Below are 18,614 nucleotides of genomic sequence, written 5' to 3'. Positions count from 1 at the left end.
CACGACACGTCGGGCTGTGGTCGAGCTGTGCGCCGGTCACGCCGTGCGCCGGTCCAGCGTGGTCCAGGCCAGGGTGAGCGCGGCCAGGCCGGCCAGGGCGCCCAGCAGGACGGGGTAGGGGGCCAGAGCGGTCAGGGCGGCGAGCACGAGCGGGGCCGCGAAGCCGAGGTAGGTGAGGGCGTAGAACACACCCGTCAGGCCGGCCAGCTCGTGCGGGGCAGCGACCCGCTGGGTCTCCAGCAGCCCGGCGACCAGGCAGCTCCCGTAGCCCGCGCCGAGCAGCAGCGCGGCGGGCAGCAGCAGCCACGGGGTGGGCAGGAGGGCGTAGCCCACGGCCACGAGCAGGCCGGCGAGGACGGCGGCCGTGCCCAGCCGGGCGGCCGGGCGGGTGTCGTGGGCGGCCAACCGCCGGGCGAGGGGCTGCACGAGCACGCCGGTGCCCAGGGTCAGCCCGGCCACCACGGCGTTGAGCGCCACGGCGTACTCCGCCGCCGCGCCCCCGGCGTCGACCAGGAGACCCGGCAGCACGGCGAGGGAGACGGTGGCGGAGGTGAACACCCACGGCGCGACCGGCGTGACCAGCCGGCGGAAGCGGGGTTCCCGGACCGAGGACACCCGCACGGCGCGGCCCAGGGGCACGGCGGCGGTCGCCCGCGGCACCGTCTCCGGCGCCCGCCACAGCGGGACCAGGATGGCCACGGCGAGCACGAGGTGGGGGAGGTAGGCGACGGTCAACGGGTGCGGTGCCCACTGGGCGAGGAGCCCGGCGACCAGCGGACCGAGACCGAAGCCCGCCGACAGGGCGGTGGCCGCCCGGCGGGCGCCGGTGCCCGGCACGGTGGTGGGGTCGAAGGCGGGACCCGACAGCTCGCGCACCCAGGCGCTGCCGGCGGCGAAGGCGGCCCCGCTGGCCACGCCGGCCAGCAGCCGGCCGGCGTAGAGGGCCCACAGCTGGTCCAGCAGCAGCACCGCGGTGGCCACCACCGAGACCAGCGCGGCGACCCGCAGCACGGGTGCGCGCCCGCGGGCGTCGGACACCGGTCCGAGCACCAGCAGGGCCGGGATCAGCCCGAGGGCGTAGACCCCGACCAGCGCCGAGACGTCGAGGGCGGACAGGGCCTCGTCGCGGCGGTAGGCGACGAGCAGGCTGACGAACTGGTTGACGCCCCAGCCGATCGCGAACATGGCCAGGGCCACCGGGAGCCAGGCGCGGGGACGGGGACCCGGCGCCGGGCCGCTCACGACCCGTCGCCGGGCGCGAGCAGGGCCTGCAGCCGCTGCAGGCTGGTGGCCAGGTTGCGGCGCTGGAAGTCGGCGAAGGGTTCCCGCGTGGCCACCGCGTCGAAGACCCGGGCGACGGCGTCGGGCATGCGGCGCTCGTCGGTCCAGGTCTGGGTCACCCGGGTGCCGACCTGCCCGTCCGGCAGGGCGGCGGGCTCGAGCCGGTGCTCCCAGCTGGCGATGCCGGCGCGCAGCCGACGGCGGGCCCCGCCGATGGCCCGGACCCGGAAGGCGAAACGTTCGCCGGGCTCGGCCGCGGTGACCACGCACTCGGTGACCCACCGGAACCCGCGGCGCTCGTTGTCGCCGGTGAACACCGCACCCACCGGCAACGGCCCGGCCCCACCGGTGCGCGCGCCCCGGTTCTCCGGGCTGTACTCCGGCGTCCGGGTGGGGTCGGCGACGACGGCGTAGACCGCTGCGGGCGGGGCCGCGACGAGCACCGAGTCGCTGACCGTCCGTCGACGCGCCATGCCGTCCCCCCGTGCGACTGCCCGGTCCGACGGCCCGGGTCCGACTGCCCCGTCCGACGGGTGCCGGACGTACGACGGGCCGGGTCCTGGTGGACCCGGCCCGGCTCGTGCGTGCCCCCGGCAGGATTCGAACCTGCGCCCCTGCCTCCGGAGGGCAGTGCTCTATCCCCTGAGCTACGGGGGCTCGTGTGGTGGGGTGGCGGTTGCGAACGCTATCAGCCGGTCACGGGGCCGGGAGGGGGGACCCCCCGCGCGCGGCGAGCATCGCGGCCATGGTCATCGCCTCCGCCGTCTGGGTCTCGGCGATCGAGCGGGCCAGGCCGCGCACCACGGCCTCCGACGCGCGCGCCTCACCCTGCTCGGCCATCTCGAGCCCACCCTGGTGGTGGCGGATCATCAGCTGCAGGAACAGCACGTCGAAGTCCTGGCCGCGGGCCCCGCGCAGCTGCGTCAGCTCCTCCTCGGTGGCCATGCCGGGCATCAGCCGCCCGTCGTCGTCGTGGTCGTGGTGGTGGTCGCTGCCCTCCATCCACGCCATGGTGTGGGCGCCGGTGGTCGGCAACCCCCACAGCGTGAGCCACCCCTGCATGCGACCGACCTGGTTGAGCTGGGTCTGGGAGATGTCGAAGGCCAGCGACAGCACCTCGGGGTCGGTGGTGCGGCCGGGGGCCAGGTTGGCCATCTCCACCGCCTGCAGGTGGTGGACGCTCATGTCCAGCGAGAACCCGGCGTCGACGGAGTCGGCCGTGGGGGTGTCGGTGCGGCCGATGCCCAGACCCACGGCCAGCGCGCCGCCGATGACGAGCAGGCCGGCGGCGATGACGGCCACGAGCCCGGCGACCAGGGCGCGCCGTCCTGGGCGCTGCTCGGGGGGGCTGGACGGTTCGTCGGTCTGCACTGCTGCCTCAGTTCGTGGTGGTGGCCGCCGGCTCGGTGCTGTCGGTGCCCGCGGCGGCCGGGTCGGTGGTGGGGGCGTCGCTGTTGCCGATGGGCTCGCTGCTGGCGTCGGCCGGCAGCGGGTTCGCCGCGAAGTCGGGGTTCACGCAGCTGGCGCCGATCTCGGGGTACAGCGAGGTGCCGTCGGCGTCGGTGCCCTGGCGGAAGAAGTCGATGTACTGCTGGATGCGGGGGTCGTCGACCGAGTCGACGGCCAACCGGTGGTTCCACGACTGCAGGCTGATCGGCGTCGCGAGGTCCGAGGTGGTGGCCAGGCCGGCGAAGGGCGAGATCATCAGGTAGCTGCCGCTGTCGGAGACCAGGTCGGTCAGCTGCTGCACGTCGTCGGCGCCCAGCGCGTCGGGGTCGTAGGTGATCCAGACCGCGCCGTGCTCCAGGGAGTGCACCGCGTTCTCGTGCCGGATGTCGATGTCGTAGACGGTGCCGGTGCAGTCGGCCCAGTAGGGGTCGTGCGGGCCGCCGACGGGCGGGTTCTGCTCGTAGGAGACGTTCGAGGTGACGTGCTGCTGGCCGGCGGCGTAGTCGAAGGCCTCGACGCCGGGGATCTGGTCGGCCGAGGTGATGCGGTCGGCGTTCTTCTCGTTGACCGCGTACACCGCGTACCCGATGACGGCGCCGGCGAAGACCACCACGGCCACGGCGGCGGCGATGAGGCCCCACGGCTTGGAGGTGGCGACCGCGGCCTGCTGCGGGCGGGTGCGACCGCCCTTGCCGCCCTTGCCGCCCTTGGCACCGGTGGCGCCCCTGGCGCCGGAGCCGCCGAGGCCCGTGCCCGCCGGGGTGGCCTGGCGCCCGCCGGCCCCCTTGCCGGGGGTGCGCCGGGCGGGCGCGTTCTTCTCGGGCTTCGGGTCCTCGGGCAAGGCCTCTCCAGTTCCGGTGGTGTGGTGCCGACCGCGGTCGGGACGCGGCGGGGAGGACGCGTCGCAGGTCGCCGGGCGGGTTCCGGCGCAGGAGTCTAGGCGGGCAACCTGTGCCGACCGGGGCTGTGACACCGCCCACCCGTCCCCGGCGGGTGGTCCACCCTGCTCAACGGTGCGGGCGAGCCGCTGGTTCCGGCCTTCTACGATCAGCAGGTGACACCCGAGCAGCTCAGTGCCCTCGTCCGCACCGTCGTCGCCGGGGCCGTCGAGCGCGGCGACCTCGCCGTCGCCGTCCCCGAGGACGTCGTGGTCGAGCGCCCGCGCAACCCCGAGCACGGCGACTACGCCACCACCGTGGCCCTCAAGCTGGCCAAGCAGGCCGGCCGCCCGCCGCGCGAGGTGGCCGAGGTGCTGGCCACCGACCTGCGGGAGCAGCCCGGCATCGCGCGCGTCGACGTCGCCGGTCCAGGGTTCCTCAACGTCACCTTCGCCCAGGGCGCGCTGGGGCAGATCGCCCTCGACGCGGTGACGGCGGGGGAGGCGTACGGCCGCACCGACGCCCTGGCCGGGCAGCGCATCAACCTGGAGTTCGTCTCGGCCAACCCCACCGGGCCGGTGCACATCGGCGGCACCCGCTGGGCAGCCGTGGGGGACGCCCTCGGCCGGCTGCTCACCGCCAGCGGGGCCGACGTCAGCCGCGAGTACTACTTCAACGACGCCGGTTCCCAGATCGACCGGTTCGCCCGGAGCCTGGTCGCGGCCGCGCACGGGCAGCCGGTCCCCGAGGACGGCTACGCCGGCGACTACGTCGGCGAGATCGCCGACCAGGTGGTCGCCGCCGAGGCCGGCGTGCTCGACCTGCCCGAGGAGCAGCAGCAGGAGCGCTTCCGGGTGCGCGGCGTCGAGCTCATGTTCGCCGAGATCAAGTCCTCGCTCGCCGACTTCGGCGTCGTGTTCGACACCTACTTCTCCGAGGCCACGCTGCACGCCTCGGGCGCGTTGGAGAAGGTGATCGGCACGCTGCGCGAGAAGGGCCACGTCTACGAGGCCGAGGGCGCCACCTGGCTGCGCACCACCACGTTCGGCGACGACAAGGACCGGCCGCTGGTCAAGAGCGACGGCGACTACACCTACTTCGCCGCCGACTGCGCCTACTACCAGGACAAGCGCGACCGGGGGTTCGACCGCGTCGTGATCATGCTGGGCGCCGACCACGCCGGCTACGTCGGCCGGTACAAGGCGCTCGTGTCCGCCCTGGGCGACGACCCGGCCCAGAACCTGGAGATCCTGCTGGGCCAGCTGGTGAACCTCGTCCGCGACGGCCAGCCGCTGCGCATGAGCAAGCGGGCCGGCACGGTCATCACGCTCGCCGACCTGGTCGAGGCCGTGGGCGCCGACGCCGCCCGCTACGCGCTGGCCCGGGCCTCGGTGGACCAGCAGATCGACCTCGACCTGGACCTGTGGAGCAAGGCCGCCAGCGACAACCCGGTCTTCTACGTCCAGTACGCGCACGCCCGCATCGCCTCGCTGCTGCGCGGCGCGGCCGACCTGGGCATCGAGCTCGGGACGGCGGACGACGTCGTGGCCACCGAGCTGGCCCACCCGCGGGAGGTCGACCTGCTGCGCGCGGTCGCCGAGTTCCCCCGGGTGGTCACCGCGGCGGCCGAGCTGCGCGCCCCGCACCGGGTGGCCCGCTACCTGGAGGAGCTGGCCGGCACCTACCACCGCTTCTACGACGCCTGCCGGGTGCTGCCCCGCGGCGACGAGGAGGCCACGGCCACCACCGTCGCCCGGCTGTGGCTGTGCGCCGCCACCGCCACCGTGCTGCGCAACGGGCTGACCGTGCTCGGCGTCGCCGCCCCGGAGCGGATGTGAGAGCGCACCCCGCGGGGCCCCTGCACGGGAACATCACCCCGCCCAGCGCCGCCGGCGCCCCGCCGGCCTCCCTCGGCGACCTCGACGAGCGGGTCTGGCCGCGCGGGGCCACCCGGGTCGACGGCGAGCTGCACCTGGCCGGGCGGGCGGTCACCGACCTGGTGCGCGAGCACGGCACCCCGTTGTTCGTGCTCGACGAGGCCGACTTCCGGGGACGGGCCGCCGACTTCCGCGACGGCTTCACCGGCGCCGACGTGCACTACGCGTCCAAGGCGTTCCTCTGCGGGCAGGTGGCCCGCTGGGTGGCCGAGGACGGCCTGCACCTCGACGTCTGCAGCGGCAACGAGCTCTCGGTGGCGCTGGCCGCCGGGTTCCCCGCCGAGCGCATCGCGCTGCACGGCAACAACAAGTCCGTCGTGGAGCTGGCGCTGGCCGTCGACGCCGGGGTCGGCCACGTGGTGCTGGACTCCTTCGACGAGGTCGAGCGGCTGCTCCCGCTGGCCGCCGCGCGGGTCGCCGGCGGCGGTGCCCCCGTGTCGGTCCTGGTGCGCACCACGGTGGGCATCGAGGCGCACACCCACGAGTTCATCGCCACCGCCCACGAGGACCAGAAGTTCGGGTTCTCCCTGGCCACCGGCGACGCGCTGACCGCCGCCGTCCGGGTGATCCGCGAGCCGGCGCTGGAGCTGGCCGGCCTGCACAGCCACATCGGCTCGCAGATCTTCGACACCCAGGGCTTCGAGGCCGCCGCGCACCGCGTCGTCGGGCTCATGGCGCAGGTGCACCAGGCCACCGGCGTGGTCCTCGGCCAGCTCAACCTGGGCGGCGGGTTCGGCATCGCCTACCTCGCCGACGACGACCCGATCGCCCCGGCCGACGTCGCCGAGCGCATGCGCCGGGTGGTCGCCGCCGAGTGCGCCGCCCTCGACCTCCCGGTGCCGCAGCTGGCCGTCGAGCCCGGCCGGGCCGTCGCCGGTCCCGGCACGGTGACCCTCTACGAGATCGGCACCATCAAGCCGGTGCGCCTCGGCTCCTCCGGCGCCCCCGGCACGCCGTCCGTGCGCAACTACGTCTCGGTCGACGGCGGGATGAGCGACAACATCCGCACCGCCCTCTACGACGCGGCCTACACCTGCGTGCTGGCCAACCGTGTGTCCGATGCCCCGCCGGCGCTGTGCCGCGTCGTGGGCAAGCACTGCGAGAGCGGCGACGTCCTGGTCCGCGACCTGTGGCTGCCCTCCGACGTCGTCCCGGGCGACCTGCTCGCGGTGGCCGCCACGGGGGCCTACTGCTGGTCGATGGCCTCGAACTACAACTACCTGCTGAAGCCGCCGGTGGTCGCCGTCCGGGACGGGGTGTCCACCACGATCGTGCGGCGTCAGACACTGTCCGACGTGTTCGCCCTCGACGCCGTCCTCGCCGACGTCCCCGCGCCCGCCGTCCCGCCGTCGCAGCCCTCGGTGGGGGTGCGGTCGTGAGCGCGCCCGCGCAGGCGCCGCTGCGGGTCGCGCTGCTGGGCTGCGGCACCGTCGGGGCGGCGGTGCTGCGGCTGCTGGCCGACCAGGCCGCCGACATCACCGCCCGGGTGGGCCGCCCGGTCGAGGTGGCCGGGGTCGCCGTCCGGCGGCCCGACCGGCACCCCGAGGTGGCGGCCGGGTTGCTCACCACCGATGCGCACGCGCTGGTCACCCGCCCCGACGTGGACCTCGTCGTCGAGGTCATCGGCGGCATCGAGCCGGCCCGGGAGCTGATGCTGGCCGCCTTCGCCGCCGGCAAGAGCGTGGTCAGCGCCAACAAGGCCCTGCTCGCCGACGACGGCGTCGCCCTGCACGCCGCAGCGGCCCGGGCCGGCGTCGACCTCTACTACGAGGCCGCCGTCGCCGGGGCCATCCCGCTGCTGCGCCCGCTGCGCGAGTCGCTGGCCGGGGACCAGCTCACCCGGGTGGTCGGCATCGTCAACGGGACGACGAACTACATCCTCTCGCGCATGGCCGAGACCGGGGCCGGTTTCGCCGAGGCGCTGGCCGAGGCCACCGAGCTGGGCTACGCCGAGGCCGACCCCACCGCCGACGTCGACGGCTTCGACGCCGCCGCCAAGGCCGCCATCCTGGCCTCGCTGGCCTTCCACTCGCCGGTCTCGGCCTCCGACGTGCACCGCGAGGGCATCGCGGCGGTCAGCGCCACCGACGTGTCCCGGGCGGCCGAGATCGGGTGCACGGTCAAGCTGCTGGCCATCTGCGAGAAGGTCACCGGTGCGGACGGCGACGCCGTCGCCGTGCGGGTGCACCCGGCGATGATCCCGACCAGCCACCCGCTGGCCTCGGTGGGCGGTGCGTTCAACGCCGTCTTCGTCGAGGCCGAGGCCGCCGGGCAGCTGATGTTCTACGGGCAGGGCGCGGGCGGCGAGCCCACGGCCTCGGCCGTGCTGGGCGACCTGGTGGCGGTGGCCCGCAACCGCGTCGCCGGCGTCGCCGGACCGGGGACGACGGGCTACGCCGGGCTCCCCGTGGCCCCGATGGCCGACACCCCGACCCGGTACCACGTGAGCCTCGACGTCGCCGACAAGCCGGGGGTGCTGGCCACCGTCGCGCAGGAGTTCGCCGCGCAGGGGGTGAGCATCTCCACCGTCCGGCAGGACGGGGCCGGGGAGGCCGCGACGCTCGTGATCGTCACCCACCGGGCACCGGACTCGGCGCTGTCTGCCACGATCTCCCGGCTGCGTGGGATGCCGGCCGTCCGGGCCGTGACGAGCGTGCTGCGTGTGGAGGGACTGGCATGACCGCCGCTTCGCCGTTCTGGCCGGGGCTCATCGAGGCCTACCGCAACCGCCTGCCGGTGAGCACGAGCACCCCGGTGGTGACCCTGCAGGAGGGCGCCACCCCGCTGGTGCCCGCCCCGGAGCTCTCCCGCCGCACCGGGTGCGACGTGTACCTGAAGGTCGAGGGCGCCAACCCGACCGGGTCGTTCAAGGACCGCGGCATGACGATGGCCATCACCAAGGCCGTCGAGGAGGGCGCGCAGGCGGTCATCTGCGCCTCCACCGGCAACACCTCGGCCAGCGCCGCGGCCTACGCCGCCCGGGCCGGGCTGGTCTGCGCGGTGCTCGTCCCGCAGGGCAAGATCGCCACGGGGAAGCTCGCGCAGGCGCTGGTGCACGGTGCGCAGCTGCTGCAGGTGCAGGGCAACTTCGACGACTGCCTGGCGCTGGCCTCCAAGCTGGCCATCGACTACCCGGTCAGCCTGGTCAACAGCGTCAACCAGTACCGCATCGAGGGCCAGAAGACGGCCTCGTTCGAGATCGTCGACGTCCTGGGCGACGCCCCCGACGTGCACTGCCTGCCGGTCGGCAACGCCGGCAACATCACCGCCTACTGGCAGGGCTACCGCGAGTACCACGAGAGCGGCCCGGCCACGAGGCGCCCGCGCATGTTCGGGTTCCAGGCCGCCGGCGCGGCCCCGATCGTCAGCGGCTCGGTGGTGGAGAACCCCAGCACCATCGCCACCGCCATCCGCATCGGCAACCCGGCGTCCTGGACCAAGGCGCTGGCCGCCCGCGACGAGTCCGGTGGCCGCATCGACGCCGTCACCGACCGCGCCATCCTGGCCGCCTACCGGCTGCTGGCCCGCTCCGAGGCCGTGTTCGTCGAGCCGGCGTCGGCCGCGTCGGTCGCCGGTCTGCTGCAGGTGGCGGCGGCCGGTGAGCTCGAACCCGGGCAGCGGGTGGTCTGCACCGTGACCGGCAACGGGCTCAAGGACCCCGAGTGGGCCATCTCCGGCGCCCCGGCCCCGGTGACCGTCCCCGTCGACGCGGCCGCCGCGGCCGCCCAGCTCGGGCTGTGACCGTGCCCTCCGCGGCCTCGGTGCGCATCCGGGTGCCCGCGACCAGCGCCAACCTCGGCCCCGCGTTCGACAGCGCCGGGCTGGCCCTGACCTGCTACGACGAGCTGGAGGTGGCCGTCGCCGACGGGCTGCACGTCGAGCTGGCGGGCATCGGCGCCGACGAGCTGCCCCGCGACGAGTCGCACCTGGTGGTGCGTGCCTTCCGGGCCGCCTGCCTCGACCTGGGGTGGGTGCCCTCGGGCCTCGCGCTGCGCGCCCGCAACGGCATCCCGCAGGGGCGCGGCCTGGGTTCCTCCGCCGCCGCCGTGGTGGCCGGCATCCTCGCCGCGTGGGCGCTGTGCCCCGCCGTCACCGGCATCGACGACGAGCGCGTGCTGACCCTGGCCGACGCGATCGAGGGCCACCCGGACAACGTCGCGGCCTGCCTGCTGGGCGGGCTGACGCTGTCGTGGTCGGGGGCCGAGGGGGCCCGCGCGACGTCGCTGGCCGTGGCGCCGGCGGTGTCCCCGGTGCTGTGCGTGCCCCGCGAGACGCTGTCCACCCACGTGGCGCGCGCGCTGCTGCCCCCGACCGTCGCGCACGGCGACGCCGCCTTCAACGCCGGGCGCGCCGCGCTGCTGGTACACGCGCTCACCGCCGCCCCCGGCCTGCTCCTGGAGGCCACCGAGGACCGGCTGCACCAGGACCAGCGCGGTCCCTCGATGCCGGCGACCGCCGCGCTGGTCGGCGACCTGCGCGATGCCGGGCACGCCGCCGTGGTGTCCGGGGCCGGCCCCGCCGTGCTGGTGCTCGTGCCCCGCACGGCGGACCGGGCGCTGGTGCACACCGTCGTCCCGGCCGGCTGGGAGGTGCTCGACCTGGACGTCGAGGCACGCGGTGCCCGCGTCCGGTACGGAGACGGTGCTGTATCGTCCTGACCGCCTGGGAGGACACCGGGGGCAGCCGGTGTCGTCGGCGCAGCGACCGGATGTCTAGGCTGGTCGCACAGCCGCCCCCGGGCGAGCCTCACCGCGGGACGTCGACGACGAGCGAGTGCCGTCCTTCGTCCCGCTCCCCACGACCCACCCCCTTCCTCGGTCCCGCCGCGATCGCACGCGGTGAACCCGAGAGGGCCACCGGTCACACCCTGCGCCAGTAGGTGCAGGTCACCGCAGGGAAGGACCTGTACGTGAGCGAGACCTCCACCCCGGTCGACGGCGCCCCGAGCGAGGACGCCGCCGCCGGCGCCGCAGGCAAGCGTCGCCGCGGCAACGGGCTGTCGGGCATGTTGCTGCCCGAGCTCCAGCGCCTGGCCGCCGAGCTCGGCATCCCCGGCACCGGCCGCATGCGCAAGGGCGACCTGGTCGCCGCCATCTCCGAGCGGCAGGTCGGCACCCCCCGTCCGGCCGCCGAGCCCGCCGCCACCCAGCCCGCCGAGACTGAGCCCCAGCTGGCCGACGGCGCCGCGACCACCGACGGCTCCGCGACCACCGACGGCTCCGCGACGACCAACGGCTCCACGCCGGCCGACGGCGCACCGAGCGCGCCGGCGTCCACCGAGCCCGACGCCGCGCCGGCCACGGCTGCGCCCACCCGCCGCCGCCGGGCCGCCAGCCGGCCCGCCGGTGCGCCCGACGCCGCCGCGCAGGCCCCGGCCCAGCCGGCCGCCGAGCCGGGCGACGCCGGGTCCCCGGACCCGACCGGCGCCGAGGCTCCCCGTGACGCCGGGTCCGGTGCCGACGAGTCCCGCGCCGACGAGTCCCGCCCCGACGAGGGTCGGCCCGAGCGGCGCCCGCCGCGGTCCCGTGAGCGCAGCCGCGCCGAGCGGGCCGACCGCTCCGCCGACGCCGGCGACGACGCGGAGGGCCCGCGGGCCCGGAGCGGCGACCAGGGCGGCCAGGACCAGGGGCGCAGCGGGGAGCGGTCGGCCGGTGACCGGCCCGAGCGCGGTCGGACCCGCGGACGCAACCGTGACGAGGCGCGGGACGACCGCGCCGGTGACGACCGCACCCGGGACGACTGCACCCGGGACGACCGCTCCCGCGACGACCGTGCCGGTGAGCGCGACCAGGCCGGGCGCGACCGGGACGACGACCAGGGCGGCCGGGGTGACCGGCAGGGCAACCGCGCCGGCCGCCAGGACCGGGGCGACCGCGGCGACGGCCGGGACCGCTCCGAGCGCGGCGACCGTGACCGCCAGGACCGGTTCGACCGCCAGGACCGGGGCGACCGCCCCGACACCCGCGGCGAGCACCGCAGCGACGGCGACGAGGACGACGACGACGTCGAGGGCAACGGTCGGCGCCGGGGGCGTCGTTACCGCGACCGCAACCGCCGCGGCGGCACCGCCGGCCAGGGCGGCGGCCGCGACCGGTACGACCAGGGCGAGCCCACGGTCAGCGAGGACGACGTCCTGCTGCCGGTCGCCGGCATCCTCGACGTGCTCGACAACTACGCCTTCGTCCGTACCTCGGGCTACCTCACCGGGCCCAACGACGTGTACGTGTCGCTGTCGCAGGTGCGCCGCTACGGGCTGCGCCGCGGTGACGCGATCACCGGCGCGGTGCGCCAGCCGCGCGAGGGCGAGCGCAAGGACAAGTACAACGCGCTGGTGCGGCTGGACTCGGTGAACGGGCTGGACCCCGAGCAGGCCCGCACCCGCCCGGAGTTCACCAAGCTCGTGCCGCTCTACCCGCAGGACCGCCTGCGGCTGGAGACCGAGCCGCACCTGCTCACCACCCGGGTGCTCGACCTCGTGATGCCGATCGGCAAGGGCCAGCGCGCCCTCATCGTGTCCCCGCCCAAGGCGGGCAAGACGATGGTGCTGCAGGCGATCGCCAACGCGATCACGACCAACAACCCCGAGTGCCACCTCATGGTCGTGCTGGTCGACGAGCGGCCCGAGGAGGTCACCGACATGCAGCGGTCGGTGAAGGGAGAGGTCATCGCCTCCACCTTCGACCGGCCGGCGACCGACCACACGACCGTGGCCGAGCTGTCCATCGAGCGGGCCAAGCGCCTGGTCGAGATGGGCCACGACGTCGTCGTCCTGCTCGACTCGATCACCCGGCTGGGCCGCGCCTACAACCTGGCGGCCCCCGCCAGCGGGCGCATCCTGTCCGGCGGTGTCGACTCCACCGCGCTCTACCCGCCCAAGCGCTTCCTGGGTGCGGCCCGCAACATCGAGAACGGCGGCTCGCTGACCATCATCGCCTCGGCGCTGGTGGAGACCGGCTCGACGATGGACACGGTCATCTTCGAGGAGTTCAAGGGCACCGGGAACGCCGAGGTCAAGCTCGACCGGCGGCTGGCCGACAAGCGGGTCTTCCCCGCCGTCGACGTCAACGCCTCCTCCACCCGCAAGGAGGAGCTGCTGATGAGCCCCGACGAGCTGGCCATCGTCATCAAGCTCCGCCGGGTGCTCGCCGCCCTGGAGCCGCAGCAGGCCCTCGAGCTGCTGCTGGGCCGGTTGAAGAAGACCCGCAACAACATCGAGTTCCTCATGCAGGTGCAGAAGACCTCACCCGGCGAATGACAGCACCGACCCCCTCGCCCCCGTGCCGGGCCGACGCCTGACCCGGGGCCCTGCGAGGGGGCCGGTCCAGCACGTCACGACGTGTGGGAGACTTGTCGACCGAGCCCCGGCGTCGGTGTGGAACAAGCCCGCCCGCCGACGACGTTCACCACCATGCACAGGCCGACGACCCCGACCGGGTCCAGGCCCGCCAGACCTAGAGAGAGGGCCAGGACATGAAGGCCGACATCCACCCCGACTACCACGAGACCGCGGTGACCTGCGGCTGTGGGAACTCCTTCACCACCCGCAGCACCATCCCCGGTGGCACCCTCACCGTCGAGATGTGCTCGGCCTGCCACCCGTTCTACACGGGCAAGCAGCGCGTGCTCGACACCGGTGGCCGCGTGGCCCGGTTCGAGAAGCGGTTCGGCAAGCGCGCCGCCGGCGCCGCAAAGTAGCACCACCGACGGCGCCCGCGCCGCCCCACCCGGGGCGGCGTGGGCGCCGTCGTCATGTCGGGGTACACGTCGATGGAGGAGCAGCAGTGAGCGGGACCCCGGACGGCGGGCTGGCCGACCTGCTGGCCGAGCACGCCTCGCTCGAGCTCGAGCTCGCCGACCCCGGCGTGCACGCCGACCAGTCCCGCGCCCGGCGCCTGGCGCGGCGCTACGCGTCCCTGGCGCCGCTCGTGGAGACCTCGCGGGCCCTGGAGGCCGCCCGCGCCGACCTCGGCGCCGCCCAGGAGCTGGCTGCCGAGGACCCGGCGTTCGCGGCTGAGGCCGCCGGCCTGCAGGAGGAGATCGGGCGGCTGGAGGACCGGCTGCGCGAGCAGCTGCTGCCCAAGGACCCCGACGACGACAAGGACGTCATCCTCGAGATCAAGGCGGGGGAGGGCGGTGCCGAGTCGGCACTGTTCGCCGGTGACCTGCTGCGCATGTACCTGCGCTACGCCGAGCGCCGCGGCTGGGCCACCCAGGTGCTCGACGCCGTCGACGCCGAGCTCGGCGGGTACAAGGACGTCGCGGTCGCGGTCAAGGCCCGCGGCGACGAGGGCATCTGGTCGCGGCTGAAGTTCGAGGGCGGGGTGCACCGCGTGCAGCGGGTGCCGGTCACCGAGAGCCAGGGCCGCATCCACACCTCCGCCGTCGGGGTGCTGGTGCTGCCCGAGGCCGAGGAGGTCGACGTCGTCGTCGACCCGAACGACCTGCGCATCGACGTCTTCCGCTCCTCGGGCCCGGGCGGGCAGAGCGTGAACACCACCGACTCCGCCGTCCGCATCACCCACCTGCCGACCGGCACCGTGGTGAGCTCGCAGAACGAGAAGAGCCAGCTGCAGAACCGCGAGTCCGCGCTGCGCGTGCTGCGCTCGCGGCTGCTGGCCGCCGCCCGCGAGGAGGCCGCCGCGTCGGCCTCGGACGCCCGGCGCAGCCAGGTGCGCACCGTGGACCGCAGCGAGCGGGTGCGCACCTACAACTACCCGGAGAACCGCATCTCCGACCACCGCGTCGGCTTCAAGGCGCACAACCTCGACGCGGTGCTCGACGGCGACCTCGACGCGGTCATCGACGCCCTGGTCACCGCGCACACCGCCGAGCTGCTCGAGGCCGGCAGCTGACCCCCCGCGCCCTGCTCGCAGCCGCCGCGGCCCGGCTGGCCGAGGCCGGTGTGGAGTCCCCGCGGGTCGACGCCGAGCTGCTGCTGGCCCACGCCCTCGGGGTGCCCCGCAGCCGGCTCGTCACCGTCGACGACGTCCCCGATGCCGGCCGGTTCGAGCAGCTGCTCGACCAGCGCGCCGCCCGGGTGCCGCTGCAGCACCTCACCGGCACGGCCGCCTTCCGGCACCTGGAACTGCGGGTGGGCCCCGGGGTGTTCGTGCCGCGGCCCGAGACCGAGCTGACCGCCGGCTGGGTGCTCGACCGCCTCGCCGGGGCCGCCGCGCCCGTGGTGGTGGACCTCGGCACCGGGTCGGGGGCGATCGCGCTGTCCGTGGCGAACGAGCACCCGGATGCGCAGGTCACGGCCGTCGAGCGCGACCCCGACGCCATCGCCTGGACGCGGGCCAACGCGCGCGAGCGGGCCGCTGCGGGGGACACCCCCGTCACCGTGCTCGACGGCGACATGACCGACCCCGCCCTGCTGACCGAGCTCGACGGCACGGTCGACGTGGTGGTGTCCAACCCGCCCTACGTCCCCGACCTCGCGGGGCTGCCCCGCGAGGTCGCCGACCACGACCCGCCGCTGGCGCTGTGGGGCGGTCCGGACGGCCTGGACGTCGTCCGCGGGCTGCTGCGCACCGCGGCCCGGCTGCTGCGACCCGGTGGGTGGCTGGCGGTCGAGCACGCCGACGTCCAGGGCACCTCGCTGCCCGCCCTGGTCCGCTCGCACGGCGCGTTCACCGACGTGGTCGACCACCCCGACCTGGCCGGCCGGCCCCGCTACACCACGGCTCAGCGGCAGAACCGCGACGCGTAGCCCTCGGTGCCGGGCACCGACACGTCGAGGTCCCGGCGCTGCACGGCGACGGAGTCGCCGCGGGCCGCGCACGCCGCGGCGAAGGCGTCGTCGGTGTACTCGACCTCGATGACCCGGTCGCCGTAGGCGCCGGTGTACACGTCGCACTCGTCGTACAGCTGGCACTGCTCGGTCACGGCGTAGTCGAAGCCGAGGGCGACCCCGTCGAGCTCGGCGGTGTTCTTCTGCGCGATCAGCAGCCCGGCGGCGTGCGCGCGCTCGACCAGCAGCTGGGCGGTGGCCTCGGCGTCGCCCTGGCTGAGCAGGCCCTGCGAGCGGGTCCAGCTGTCCAGGTTGTCCGGCTCGACGGCGTCGAAGCCGGCTGCGGCGCACCCGTCGACCCAGCTGCGGACCAGGTCGGCCACCCGGTCGCGCTGGGCGGCGGTGGAGACGTCGAGCAGGAACTCGCCCGGCCAGTCGGGGTCCTCGACCCGCTCTCCCGCGGCGTCGTGCAGCAGCAGGTCCTCGGGTACCTCGTCGGCACCCGGCTGGGTCTGGAAGGCGTTGACGTAGCAGGCCGACCACAACCCGTCGGCGGGGGAGGCCGTGCGGTCACGGACCACGCCGGTGACGCCGTCCGCCGGCGGGTAGGCGCCGCCGAGCTGGTAGTCCACGCGCAGCCCCCACGGCGGCGCGGTGGCGTCGGCGGGTGCGGTGGCGTCGGCGGGTGCGGTGGCGCCGCACGCGGCGAGCAGCAGGACGACGACCAGCAGACACCCGCGCACGGCCCGCAGCCTAGGTGGGGGAGACTGTCCAGCCGTGGCCGACGTCTACGACTGCACCGACGACGAGCAGCGCACCGCGGGCATCGCCGCGGCCGCGACTGCGCTCAGCCGGGGCGAGCTGGTGCTGCTGCCCACCGACACCGTGTACGGGGTGGCCGCCGACGCCTTCACCCCCGAGGCGGTGGCCAGGCTGCTCGCGGCCAAGAACCGGGGGCGGAACATGCCGGTGCCGGTGCTCGTCGCCGAGGCGTCCACCCTGGCCGGGCTGGTGACCGTCGTCCCGCCGGACGCGCACGCCCTGGCCAAGGAGTTCTGGCCGGGCGGGCTCACCCTGGTGCTCGAGCACACCCCCACCCTGTCGTGGGACCTGGGGGAGTCCGAGGGCACCGTCGCCGTGCGGCTGCCCGACGACGAGGTCGCCCGCGAGCTGCTGCGCCGCACCGGGCCGCTGGCGGTCTCCAGCGCCAACCGGTCGGGCCGCCCCGCCGCCACCTCCGCCCAGCAGGCCGAGTACCAGCTCGGCGAGCACGCCGCGGTGATCCTGGACGACGGCCCCCGCGAGGTCGGCGCGCCGAGCACCATCGTGGACTGCACCGGTGACCACCCGCGGGTGCTCCGGGTCGGCGCGGTCGAGGTGGACCGGCTGCGCGAGGTCGTGCCGTCCCTGACCGACTGAACCGTCACCGACCCGTTGACCACGGACCTGTGCGCGCGACACGCCGCGCCCCGGCGTCCTGGGCTCCGTGGTCGTCGCGGCGAGGCGGCCCGGACCGGTCGGCGGGATACCGTGGGCCTCCCCGACCCAGGAGCCTGACCGCCCGTGCGCGAGTACATCGTCGTCTGCCTCACCGCGGCGCTGGTCACCTACCTGACCACCCCCGTGGTGCGGGTGCTGGCGATGCGGTTCCGGGTCATGTCGGCCGTGCGCGAGCGCGACGTGCACGTCATCCCCACCCCCCGCGGCGGCGGCGTGGCCATGTACGCCGGGGTGGCGGCCGCGGTGCTGGTCGCCAGTCGGCTGCCCGCGCTGCAGCGCACCTTCGAGGACAGCCAGACCTACGCCGTGCTGGTGGCCGGCGGGTTGATCTGCCTGCTGGGCGTGCTGGACGACCGCTTCGAGATCGACGCGCTCACCAAGCTGACCGGCCAGATCGCATGCGCCGGGGTCATGGTGCTGCTCGGCGTGCAGTTCATGTTCGTCTTCCTCCCCGTCGCCGACATCGGCACGCTGTCGCTGGGCGACGCCGGGGTGCCGCTGACCATCCTCACCACCGTCCTCGTGGTCAACGCGTTGAACTTCATCGACGGCCTCGACGGCCTGGCCGCCGGCGTCTCGGCGATCGCCGCGGTCGCGCTCTTCGCCTACAGCTACAACCTGGGCCTGGTCGGCTACGACGACACCGCGTCGGCCCCGGCGCTCATCACGGCGGTGCTCGCCGGGGCGTGCCTGGGCTTCCTGCCGCACAACTTCTCACCAGCCCGCATCTTCATGGGCGACAGCGGCTCGATGCTGGTCGGGCTCATGCTGTCGGCCGCCGCCGTGTCGGCCACCGGCCGGGTGGACACCCAGAGCTTCGACTCCGCCGCCAGCGTGCTGCCGCTGGCGCTGCCGCTGCTGGTCCCCCTCGCGGTGCTGTTCATCCCGTTCACCGACCTGGTGCTGGCCGTCGTGCGGCGCACCCGCAAGGGCCAGTCACCCTTCAGCCCGGACAAGATGCACCTGCACCACCGGCTGCTCTCGATCGGTCACTCGCACCGCCGCGCCGTGCTGATCATGTACTTCTGGGCCGCCCTCCTCAGCTTCGGCGTCATCGCGCTGTCCATCTCCGGCGGGACGGCGGAGGTGCTGGTCGTGATCGGTGCGCTGCTGGTGGTCGGGGTGGTCGTCGTCCTGGGCCCCCGGGCCCGCCGTCCCGACCGCACGGCCGCCTCGGTGGCGGAGTCCGAGCACCGGGCCGCACGGTCGGCCCGGTGGTGGGGTCGGCGGCCCGGCCGCGCCCGGGGGAGAGGCGCCGTACCGTCACGGTCAGGAACGCGACCCACCGGTCGCACCCCCGACCCCACCGGAGCGCCTCGATGACCCGACCCGCAGCCGGCCCGCGCAGTGCAGCCGGCCCGTGGGACCTGTCCTTCCTGCGGGTGGGCGCCGTGGTGACCGGGGCGCTGGCGGCGGTGGCCGTGCCCGTGGTCGGGCTGCTGGTCGGGTGGCCCGAGGCCCTGGGCGTGGTGCTCGGGGCGGCCATCACCGCCGCGTTCTTCTGCCTGTCGGGCTACGCCATCGCCTGGGCCGGCAAGATCGACGACTCGTTCACGCTGCCGGCCGCGCTGGGTGCGTTCATGGTCAAGGTCCTCGGCTTCTTCGCCCTGCTGCAGGCGCTGCCCGCCGACGGCGTGCCCGACCGCACGGCCACCGCGTGGGCGGTCGTCGCCGGTGCGCTGCTGTGGAGCGGGGTGCAGGCCCGCTGGGTCTGGACCCGGCAGCTCTACTACACGACCCCGCCCGCCCCACCTGCGGCATCACCCGATCAGGGCGTTCTGCGACAGCCCGTAGAAGACCCCGGACAGGGCCGCACAGGCGGCTGATAGTGTCCGCTGC

At 75.1% G+C, this 18,614-nt stretch carries 17 protein-coding genes and 1 tRNA gene; 12 read left to right on the top strand and 6 right to left on the bottom strand.

Going from position 1 to position 18,614, the window contains the following annotated elements:
* Nucleotides 1-36: 36 nt before the first annotated feature.
* The 5 genes from TEK04_RS09700 to TEK04_RS09680 form a co-directional block, all read right to left on the bottom strand.
* The gene (locus TEK04_RS09700) at nucleotides 37-1,242 is read right to left on the bottom strand and encodes an MFS transporter (protein ID WP_336404133.1); all 1,206 of its coding nucleotides are present in this window, start codon (nucleotides 1,240-1,242) and stop codon (nucleotides 37-39) included.
* Entirely contained in the window at nucleotides 1,239-1,754 is a 516-nt protein-coding gene (locus TEK04_RS09695; RefSeq protein ID WP_336404132.1) for an SRPBCC family protein, read from the bottom strand. The genes TEK04_RS09700 and TEK04_RS09695 overlap by 4 nt, the downstream gene beginning before the upstream one ends.
* A gap of 112 nt (nucleotides 1,755-1,866) precedes the next feature.
* A tRNA-Arg gene (locus tag TEK04_RS09690) sits at nucleotides 1,867-1,938 on the bottom strand.
* A 39-nt stretch (nucleotides 1,939-1,977) separates the two neighbouring features.
* Nucleotides 1,978-2,652, bottom strand: coding sequence for a DUF305 domain-containing protein (locus TEK04_RS09685; protein ID WP_336404131.1), 675 nt, complete (start codon nucleotides 2,650-2,652; stop codon nucleotides 1,978-1,980).
* Between the two features lie 7 nt (nucleotides 2,653-2,659).
* Nucleotides 2,660-3,571: a thioredoxin-like domain-containing protein gene (locus tag TEK04_RS09680; RefSeq protein WP_336404130.1), complete on the bottom strand. Its 912-nt coding sequence runs from the start codon at nucleotides 3,569-3,571 to the stop codon at nucleotides 2,660-2,662.
* 213 nt (nucleotides 3,572-3,784) lie between these two features.
* Here TEK04_RS09680 and argS point away from each other — a divergent pair, with 213 nt between their 5' ends.
* The 9 genes from argS (at nucleotide 3,785) to prmC (ending at nucleotide 15,254) form a co-directional block, all read left to right on the top strand.
* Nucleotides 3,785-5,446 carry an arginine--tRNA ligase gene (gene argS, locus TEK04_RS09675; protein WP_336404129.1) on the top strand — a complete coding sequence of 554 codons (1,662 nt, stop codon included), beginning with the start codon at nucleotides 3,785-3,787 and terminating at the stop codon, nucleotides 5,444-5,446.
* Complete coding sequence (gene lysA / locus TEK04_RS09670; protein ID WP_336404128.1) at nucleotides 5,443-6,924, top strand: diaminopimelate decarboxylase; 1,482 nt, start codon at nucleotides 5,443-5,445, stop codon at nucleotides 6,922-6,924. The genes argS and lysA overlap by 4 nt, the downstream gene beginning before the upstream one ends.
* On the top strand, nucleotides 6,921-8,225 hold the full coding sequence (locus TEK04_RS09665; RefSeq protein ID WP_336404127.1) for a homoserine dehydrogenase: 1,305 nt from the start codon (nucleotides 6,921-6,923) through the stop codon (nucleotides 8,223-8,225). Before lysA ends, TEK04_RS09665 begins: the two co-directional genes overlap by 4 nt.
* Entirely contained in the window at nucleotides 8,222-9,286 is a 1,065-nt protein-coding gene (thrC, locus tag TEK04_RS09660; protein WP_336404126.1) for a threonine synthase, read from the top strand. Before TEK04_RS09665 ends, thrC begins: the two co-directional genes overlap by 4 nt.
* On the top strand, nucleotides 9,283-10,203 hold the full coding sequence (gene thrB / locus TEK04_RS09655; RefSeq protein WP_336404125.1) for a homoserine kinase: 921 nt from the start codon (nucleotides 9,283-9,285) through the stop codon (nucleotides 10,201-10,203). The genes thrC and thrB overlap by 4 nt, the downstream gene beginning before the upstream one ends.
* Before the next feature lie 251 nt (nucleotides 10,204-10,454).
* Nucleotides 10,455-12,800, top strand: a complete 2,346-nt coding sequence (rho, locus tag TEK04_RS09650; protein WP_336404124.1) for a transcription termination factor Rho — start codon at nucleotides 10,455-10,457, stop codon at nucleotides 12,798-12,800.
* A gap of 215 nt (nucleotides 12,801-13,015) precedes the next feature.
* Nucleotides 13,016-13,240: a 50S ribosomal protein L31 gene (gene rpmE / locus TEK04_RS09645; RefSeq protein ID WP_336404123.1), complete on the top strand. Its 225-nt coding sequence runs from the start codon at nucleotides 13,016-13,018 to the stop codon at nucleotides 13,238-13,240.
* Nucleotides 13,241-13,326: 86 nt separating this feature from the next.
* On the top strand, nucleotides 13,327-14,397 hold the full coding sequence (gene prfA, locus TEK04_RS09640; RefSeq protein ID WP_336404122.1) for a peptide chain release factor 1: 1,071 nt from the start codon (nucleotides 13,327-13,329) through the stop codon (nucleotides 14,395-14,397).
* The gene (gene prmC / locus TEK04_RS09635) at nucleotides 14,394-15,254 is read left to right on the top strand and encodes a peptide chain release factor N(5)-glutamine methyltransferase (RefSeq protein WP_336404261.1); all 861 of its coding nucleotides are present in this window, start codon (nucleotides 14,394-14,396) and stop codon (nucleotides 15,252-15,254) included. The genes prfA and prmC overlap by 4 nt, the downstream gene beginning before the upstream one ends.
* Here prmC and TEK04_RS09630 read toward each other — a convergent pair.
* On the bottom strand, nucleotides 15,230-16,018 hold the full coding sequence (locus TEK04_RS09630) for an endo alpha-1,4 polygalactosaminidase (RefSeq protein ID WP_336404121.1): 789 nt from the start codon (nucleotides 16,016-16,018) through the stop codon (nucleotides 15,230-15,232). The two genes, prmC and TEK04_RS09630, sit on opposite strands and share 25 nt — an antisense overlap.
* Before the next feature lie 34 nt (nucleotides 16,019-16,052).
* Between TEK04_RS09630 and TEK04_RS09625 the strand changes: the two genes are divergently transcribed.
* The 3 genes from TEK04_RS09625 to TEK04_RS09615 all read left to right on the top strand — a co-directional run bounded on the left by TEK04_RS09625 (nucleotide 16,053) and on the right by TEK04_RS09615 (nucleotide 18,601).
* Nucleotides 16,053-16,694: an L-threonylcarbamoyladenylate synthase gene (locus tag TEK04_RS09625; RefSeq protein ID WP_336404120.1), complete on the top strand. Its 642-nt coding sequence runs from the start codon at nucleotides 16,053-16,055 to the stop codon at nucleotides 16,692-16,694.
* 144 nt (nucleotides 16,695-16,838) lie between these two features.
* Nucleotides 16,839-18,098 (top strand): glycosyltransferase family 4 protein, encoded by a 1,260-nt coding sequence (locus tag TEK04_RS09620; RefSeq protein ID WP_336404119.1) that lies wholly within the window; start codon nucleotides 16,839-16,841, stop codon nucleotides 18,096-18,098.
* Nucleotides 18,095-18,601, top strand: coding sequence for a Cg1360 family ATP-synthase-associated protein (locus TEK04_RS09615; protein WP_336404118.1), 507 nt, complete (start codon nucleotides 18,095-18,097; stop codon nucleotides 18,599-18,601). Before TEK04_RS09620 ends, TEK04_RS09615 begins: the two co-directional genes overlap by 4 nt.
* Nucleotides 18,602-18,614 lie beyond the last annotated feature (13 nt).

The organism is Klenkia sesuvii (assembly GCF_037083825.1).
GTDB lineage: Bacteria > Actinomycetota > Actinomycetes > Mycobacteriales > Geodermatophilaceae > Klenkia > Klenkia sesuvii.
The sequence above is the reverse complement of the archived record's forward strand: the minus strand, read 5'-3'. Positions and strand labels throughout refer to the sequence as shown.